We start from the raw sequence: 734 nt of genomic DNA on the forward strand, positions 1-734 counted from the left end.
CGTATGCATCTGTCTTCTGCGTCGCAGCCGGAGGGGTGGTATAGGGGGCCGCCCCCCCCCCCCCCCCCGCCGCCCTGGCCCCGCCGGCCGTCCCGCCGCACGGCCACCGCACGGGCCGCCCGCCCCGGCGGCGAGCTAATGAGCATCCTGCCATAACAGTCCTTACATGCCGAGGGTGGGGATACCGGCCCGTAACGCACGCGATGCCGGGCGGGCCGCGCCGGGCGACTACTATTCGCCGGATGAGCTGGCAGGCGGCCGGGGCGGGGCCCGGCGGAACCGGAGGCGGCCCGAGCGGCGACCTGTTCGCCTCGGTCGAGGGCAACGTGCACGAACTGGTGGCCTCACCGTGGTGGCAGACCGCCCAGCCCGCCGACCGCGCGGCCCAGGTCGCCGCGCGGATGCTGTGGGGCGCCGGCGAATGGTGGCTGTACGGGGCGTGGGGCCGCTGGTACCGGTGCGGCCTGGACGGCAGCTGGCACCCCTGCCCGCCCCCCGCCGCGTTCGAGGACCGCCGCGTCGCCGTCCCCGCGCCGCGCGGCGTCGGGACCCCGCCCGGCCCGCCCGTCACTTATACACATCTCCGAGCCCACGAGACCGACTCCTACCCCGCTAGCCTTCCTCTGCTTGAAAAAAAAAATACCTAACAGCACAGCTAATTTGGTGATCACAAACACCGTCGACAAGCTACACTTATACAGCACCAGAATCAGTGCATGAATTCTTGCAAACCA

General features: G+C 70.6%; 1 protein-coding gene. It reads left to right on the forward strand.

Annotated features, from left to right (window positions below; translation table 11 throughout):
• The first annotated feature begins 242 nt into the window (after positions 1–242).
• A complete protein-coding gene (locus HUX53_RS38580; protein ID WP_176408215.1) occupies positions 243–647 on the forward strand; it encodes a hypothetical protein in 405 nt (134 codons plus the stop codon).
• Positions 648–734 lie beyond the last annotated feature (87 nt).

Origin of the sequence: Actinomadura sp. BRA 177, from assembly GCF_013372625.1 — a bacterium.
GTDB lineage: Bacteria > Actinomycetota > Actinomycetes > Streptosporangiales > Streptosporangiaceae > Spirillospora.

Coding starts and splice junctions, on each gene's coding strand:
- HUX53_RS38580 (WP_176408215.1), top strand. CDS start 243: ATGAGCTGGCAGGCGGCCGGGGCGGGGCCCGGCGGAACCGGAGGCGGC.